Source organism: Oryzomicrobium sp. (assembly GCF_021287045.1).
Lineage (GTDB): Bacteria > Pseudomonadota > Gammaproteobacteria > Burkholderiales > Rhodocyclaceae > Oryzomicrobium.
This window is the reverse complement of the sequence record NZ_JAJTBG010000018.1, coordinates 61,574-67,843: the sequence shown is the minus strand read 5'-3', so window position 1 is coordinate 67,843 and position 6,270 is coordinate 61,574. Positions and strand designations below refer to the sequence as shown.

Genomic DNA, 6,270 nt, shown 5'->3' with positions numbered 1-6,270 from the left:
ACACCGCCACCTTCCTGGTGTTCTCCGACTACGCCCGCAACGCCATCCGCATGGCAGCGCTGATGAAGCAGCGCCAGATCATGGTCTATACCCATGATTCCATCGGCCTGGGCGAGGACGGCCCGACCCACCAGCCGGTGGAGCACGTGCCGTCCCTGCGCCTGATCCCCAACCTGGACGTGTGGCGCCCCGCCGATTCCACCGAAACCGCCGTGGCCTGGGTCTCCGCCATCGAGCGCAACGACGGCCCCTCGGTACTGGCCCTGTCGCGCCAGAACCTGCCCAACGTCACCGCCGGCATCACCGCCGAGGCCATCCGCCGTGGCGGCTATGTGCTCGCCGACGCCCAGGGCGGCGCCCAGGTGACCCTGATCGCCACCGGCTCCGAAATCAAGCTGGCCCTGGACGCCCAGAAGGCCCTGGCCGACGAAGGCATCGCCGCCCGGGTCGTCTCCATGCCCTGCGTCGAAGCCTTCGAGCGCCAGGACGCGGCCTACCGCAAGCAAGTGCTGGGCAATGCCCGCTGCGTCGCCATCGAAGCCGCCCACTCCGGCCTGTGGCACAAGTACGTGGGCCGCGACGGCGCCGTGGTCGGCATCGACCACTTCGGCGAATCGGCCCCCGCCGGCAAGCTGTTCGAACTCTTCGGTTTCACCGTCGCCAACGTGGTGAAGACCGTCAAGGAAGTGCTGCAATAAGGGAGGAGCGCGGCCCGCAAGACCGCGCCAACAGGTTTTTTAGATAGAGGAGAGAAGTACATGGCTATCAAAGTTGCCATCAACGGTTTCGGTCGCATCGGCCGCTGCACCCTGCGCGCGATCTACGAGCAGGGCTTGCAGAACGAGTTCGACGTGGTTGCCATCAACGCCTCCGGCGATCTGGCCACCAACGCCCACCTGCTGAAGTACGACACCACCCATGGCCGCTTTGGCACCTCTGTCGAGACCGAGGGCGAAGACTGCATCGTCATCGACGGCAAGAAGATCCCCTTCTACTCCACCAAGGACCCCAAGGGCGTGGACTGGGCCAAGCACGGCGTCGACGTGCTGCTCGAATGCACCGGCGCCTACACCTCCAAGGCCAAGGCCGTGGCCCTGCTGGACCAGGGTGCCAAGCGCGTGCTGATCTCAGCCCCGGGCGGCGACGACGTGGACGCCACCGTGGTGATGGGCGTCAACGAATCCGTGCTCAACGCCACCATGACCGTGGTTTCCAACGCCTCCTGCACCACCAACTGCCTGGCCCCCGTGGCCAAGGTGCTGGCCGAGAGCGTCGGCATCAAGCAGGCCCTGATGACCACCGTGCACGCCTACACCAACGACCAGGTGACCGTGGACGTGCGCCACAAGGACCTGCGCCGCGCCCGCGCTGCCGCCGCCAACATCATCCCCACCAAGACCGGCGCCGCCAAGGCCGTGGGCCTGGTGCTGCCCCAGCTGGCTGGCAAGTTCGACGGCTTCTCCCTGCGCGTGCCGACCATCAACGTCTCCCTGGTGGACCTGACCTTCACCGCCGAACGCGCCACCACCAAGGAAGAGATCAACGAGCTGATGACCGCCGCCGCCAACGGCCCCCTCAAGGGCATCCTGGCGGTGAACAACGAGCCGCTCGTGTCCTCCGACTTCAACCACACCACCGTCTCCTCCACCTTCGACGCCACCCAGACCCGGGTCATCAAGGGCGAAGACGGCTCCGTGCTGGTCAAGGTGCTGGCCTGGTACGACAACGAGTGGGGCTACTCCTGCCGCATGCTCGACGCCGCCCGCGCCTGGATGGCCGCCAAGTAAGCGACCGCAGCCGCGCGCTTAAGGCAAAGAAAACCGCCGGTTCCCGCAAGGGGCCGGCGGTTTTTTTATGCCTGCCCGGAGAGCCGCGCCCTACCTTGATCTCCGGCCAGTCGCATGGAAGAGACCGTCCCGCCAGGGCTGGCAGGCAGGTCCCTTACAAATCATCCAGAGGCGACAGCACACCACGCCCGCCCTTGTTCAGGACGTGGGTGTAAATCATGGTCGTCGCCATATCCTGGTGGCCGAGCAACTCCAGAATGGTGCGAATGTCGTAGCCGGCCTGGAGCAAATGAGTGGCAGAGGAATGACGCAGGGTATGGGGCGTCGCCGGCTTGGTCAGGCCCGCTGCCTGCACCGCCTTCTTCACCGCCCGTTGCAAACCCTTTTCGTCCCAATGGTGCCGCTGCTCCATACCGCTGAGCGGATCGCGGGAAAAGCTGCTGGCCGGAAACACATACTGCCAGCCCCACCCGCCTCGCTGGCGGCATTGGGATATTTGCGCGCCAGCGCATCGGGCAGATAGACCGTCGCCCGGCCCCGGCCCAGGGCCAGATCGGCCTCGTACAACTGCCGCCGCCCCTGCAAGTACGCCTGTAAAGGCCCAAGCAGCGCCGGGGGCAACAAGGTCACCCGATCCTTCGCCCCCTTGCCGTCGCGAATCAGGATTTCGCTCAAGGAAAAATCAACGTCCTTCACCCGCAAGCGCACCCATTCCATCAAGCGCATCCCGTGCCGTACAACAGCTGCGCCATCAACCCATGCAGCCCGGACATCTGGGCCAGCAGCACCGCCACCTCCTGCCGCGACAACACCACCGGCAAACGCCGCAACGGCTTGGCACGAACGACCTCCTGCAACCAGGGCAAGTTAACGCCCAACACTTCCGGTACAAGAACAGCAAGGCCGACAAAGCCTGATTCTGCGTGCTCGCCACCACCTTGCCCTGTACCGCCAAATGGGTCAGGAACGCCATCACCTCTGCCGCCCCCATCTCACGCGGATGGCGTTTGTCATGAAACAGGATGAAACGGCGAATCCACTGCAGGTACTTATCCTCAGTACGCAAGTTGCAATGCTTCACCCGCAAGCGATCCCGAACCTGATCCAACAATTCAGGGTGAGGTGCATTACCTGTCGCCATATTTATATTCCCACTTGACATATATCAATGCCATCAATAGGATAATGACGAAAGCAATATATTTATGCACATCTTTTGAATATGTAGGCACCCGCGATGGTGTCTACTTCACGTTGGGCGTCACAGCCCGTTCATTTTCTATGCTCGCCTCTCCGCGCCTATATGAAGACATGGGAAACCGCAATCTACCGAGGAAACAACATTCGGCTTATGAAGTGCCATATCACCGTAGCAATTCTTTACCTCGTAATCGTGGGAGGCATAGTCGCAACAGCAATCACGAGTGATCAGTGGCCGCTCTTGCTTCTTATGCCGGGATTATTTGTTTTCTTGCACTTGCTTCTCGCCTATGGCAGCTACAGAAAGGTGGAATTATCCAGAAAGGCGTCTGTGTTTTTATTTCTCGTGCTGGCTATTGGTACGGCTCCCGTAGGAATCCTACTTGCGATATTCATTTTTATGCCAGCAACACAGTGGCACCTCCCCGAAAATTCGTAATGCCCTCTGTCTTGACGCCTAACCCTACGCTCAACCGGACCTGTGCAAAAGCGACGCAGGCCGCTCACTTCTACGTTAAACATCGTATGTTTTGCCAAACCTGCCAATCGCAAAATGAAGCAACAAGCGTTCGCTGCATCCAATGTGGAGCAACGCTAATTTATGAAGCTTCAGGCCATTCCGCCAACTATAAGCGTGGCGCAGCTATGGTCGACTGTCGCATATTCTCAGGCATAGGCGCAATTCTCGGCTGGAGCTTTGCATTCCTAATGGTCAACACCATCCTTGAAAGCACTTTTATTAATGCCCGGCATGTCTATCTCGCAGGCATTATCGGTGGTGCCGTAGTTGGTCAAATATTGGATTGACTCAAGTGGCGTCACTCCTAACATGGTGCCCAACCTCGCTCCCTTTCGTCGCTGGACGCTGCGCCAGAAAGTGGCGCAGCGCCGGTTAGTTCTACGTTAGGCATGTTATGCCTCCCCTCATCGAACGCGATGGCTGCATTTTTGATAAAAACAAGCTCACTCGCTCTCATGGCCACCACAATCTGGACGCCGCTGGACAGGAGGCTATCATTAATCACATACACTTCGATGAGTCGGATCGCAAGGCTGCTGCTGACGTATTGTTGACCTCATGGGAAAGAGAGATGAAATCCCATTGGCCAACCTATGTATTCCGTATCTATGTTCAAGAAGACTTGGATGAAATCACTATTCGGTTTCACCGGGCTAGAGAAGGCATGCTCAACTGGTTCGATTCAGAACTTGATGGCTTAGAGACCAAGAGTGTTAATGTCTAACAAACCAGTCAACCGGACCGCCGGGAACCATCTGCATATTGACTGGCCGCCTCGCACGGCGGTCCGCTTACCCTCATCGTTAGGTACTTCAAGAGATGTCATCGAAACCAAAATCGCATGAAGACTTTCTTGCCGAACAGCTATATCGGTGCTGGATAGTTCATTGCGATATTTGTGGGCGGTACGGGAGATTTGGCGACAGTCCGATCCACGAGTTACCACCCAAATTTCAAGAACTCTTCCCTGTCTTAACTATGTCTCCCGACGGGGTGTGTCAGGTTTGCCTCCCGCAATACAACTTCCAAAAAGAAATGGAAGCTGTTAGAGCTGTTCTTCACGACTATGTCCAGAAGCACGGATGTCCCTGCAACTGGGCACAGTTCGAGTACTGGGTTAGCAAAGAGCAAGGTCCTGGCTGGCACGACGAGTATCAAAATATCCTCGCGGATGAATCCCTACACCTTTCTTGCTTTCAGCAAGACATCGTCACTGATCGATTTGATACGTTTCTTACCTGCCGAAACTGTGGGCGAAGATGGCAATATGTGTCAGAGGAGTGGCGAATGTTGGCGTACAAAAATCGTCTCATCCCAGATCATTCGCGCATCACATCAAACCCAGGTTTGATCGGCGGTTGGTTTGCCACAGCCGGCTTCGAACCAGCTAGCAAACGCGTACTCAGTTTTGAGAACTGGAAGATTTATATGTTTACCGGAGAGGTATAACAATCTTTCTCTTCGCCATTGCCTGGACAATCTTGAATATGCATGACCACTTGCTGTTGTGAACCGTACCTAACCCCACGTAGAAACCACTACCATAAAGCGGACCAAACAACTAGCCAAAATCTGATGTTGCAGAAAAGATGACATCCGGGATGACTCCACAAATGCAAAAGATCCAAGAGCAGTTAGCTGCTGAAATGATTTTTACAAGCAAATAAATGGCTAACAAACCGCTCAGGCGAACCTGCCAAACACCCGCCTTGGCTTCTCCTGTCACTTCTGCGCAGCAGTCCGTTTACCTAGCTCGTTAGAACTCATGTCTGAAATCAACTGCTACCGACATCGATTGCTTGGGTTTGTCGAGTGCCCAACCAATTACCCACAGCTAGTTGTCTTCGGAAGAGCGGGGCCCATATCAGTGGCTGTTTATGAGCTTCTTGAGGCTGTTCCAATATGGTCAGTCAACCCCGGTGACATTCTGGTTAGTGGTGGTGCTGGCGAGTGTCCAGCCTTTCGCATATCGATGCCAATTGCGGAGCAACTTCTTCTTAACGACGAAGACCCTGAATTCACTTTTCGCTCCGAAGTATGTCAATCCTACTGGTCTCCGGCTCAAGCATTTGCGCTTTGCGATGCCTTTCTGAAGTTGGGCTGGACGCCAAATCTAGACGTGGAGTTTTGGTTAGCGGAATACGTACTTCTGAAAGTGCGCCAAAAAAGCCTGCTCTCGGCCCCACTCTAACCTTTCAGTCGAGTGGACCTGCGCAAAAAACTGCGTAGGTCCGCTCATTTCATATTAGGCGTCATGAACACTATCTACGACACTATCTTGTGGTTGCAGTCACAAATGACCGCAAAGCAATTTCCTACCGTTCAGTTTTCTGGCGATACCGATATGGTTACTGATGGATGGCTCTCACTCACAAGCGTCAATCAACTGGAAATTGTCATCACCCAAGCCACCGCAGACGAATATCGCGCTATTGCCCAGGACAATGATGGCTATCTGAAAGTCGAGCACCGCATAAATGCAGCCCTCGGGCGTATTGACCTTAGGTGCTCTTGGCTGGTCAGCGTCGAGGAGGTTGCAAAGACTGCTCAAGGAACTTCATTTCAAGAATCCCAAAAGTCTTATCAACCTCCAAAGCTCCTGTTTAAAGACATATTTGCTCAAGACTCAGTGGCAACCGAAACCTCTCGCACAAGCCGCTCCGAATTCGAGTGCAATGGTGGAAAGCTAGTTGTCCTCCAATGACGCCCAACCCTTCGGTCAAGTGGGTCGCTACGCCGGCAAGCTGGCTCCGCACTCTTTAC

At 56.2% G+C, this 6,270-nt stretch carries 6 protein-coding genes and 1 pseudogene; 6 read left to right on the top strand and 1 reads right to left on the bottom strand.

The window, feature by feature from the left end; translation table 11 throughout:
* Together LWW89_RS16365 and gap are read left to right on the top strand one after the other, a co-directional pair.
* The coding region (locus tag LWW89_RS16365; RefSeq protein ID WP_293266091.1) for a transketolase C-terminal domain-containing protein at nucleotides 1–698 on the top strand (698 nt) is incomplete at its 5' end.
* 60 nt (nucleotides 699–758) lie between these two features.
* Nucleotides 759–1,787, top strand: coding sequence for a type I glyceraldehyde-3-phosphate dehydrogenase (gene gap / locus LWW89_RS16360; RefSeq protein ID WP_293266089.1), 1,029 nt, complete (start codon nucleotides 759–761; stop codon nucleotides 1,785–1,787).
* Between the two features lie 154 nt (nucleotides 1,788–1,941).
* On the opposite strand, the pseudogene LWW89_RS16355 reads toward gap, so the two are convergent.
* Nucleotides 1,942–2,928, bottom strand: a pseudogene (locus LWW89_RS16355) (integron integrase).
* A gap of 290 nt (nucleotides 2,929–3,218) precedes the next feature.
* Here LWW89_RS16355 and LWW89_RS16350 point away from each other — a divergent pair.
* From LWW89_RS16350 to LWW89_RS16335, 4 genes are all read left to right on the top strand, one after another.
* Nucleotides 3,219–3,794, top strand: a complete 576-nt coding sequence (locus LWW89_RS16350) for a hypothetical protein (protein ID WP_293266087.1) — start codon at nucleotides 3,219–3,221, stop codon at nucleotides 3,792–3,794.
* Nucleotides 3,795–3,901: 107 nt separating this feature from the next.
* The gene (locus LWW89_RS16345; RefSeq protein WP_293266085.1) at nucleotides 3,902–4,231 is read left to right on the top strand and encodes a hypothetical protein; all 330 of its coding nucleotides are present in this window, start codon (nucleotides 3,902–3,904) and stop codon (nucleotides 4,229–4,231) included.
* A 1,041-nt stretch (nucleotides 4,232–5,272) separates the two neighbouring features.
* On the top strand, nucleotides 5,273–5,698 hold the full coding sequence (locus tag LWW89_RS16340; RefSeq protein ID WP_293266083.1) for a hypothetical protein: 426 nt from the start codon (nucleotides 5,273–5,275) through the stop codon (nucleotides 5,696–5,698).
* Between the two features lie 105 nt (nucleotides 5,699–5,803).
* The gene (locus LWW89_RS16335) at nucleotides 5,804–6,211 is read left to right on the top strand and encodes a hypothetical protein (RefSeq protein WP_293266081.1); all 408 of its coding nucleotides are present in this window, start codon (nucleotides 5,804–5,806) and stop codon (nucleotides 6,209–6,211) included.
* Nucleotides 6,212–6,270 lie beyond the last annotated feature (59 nt).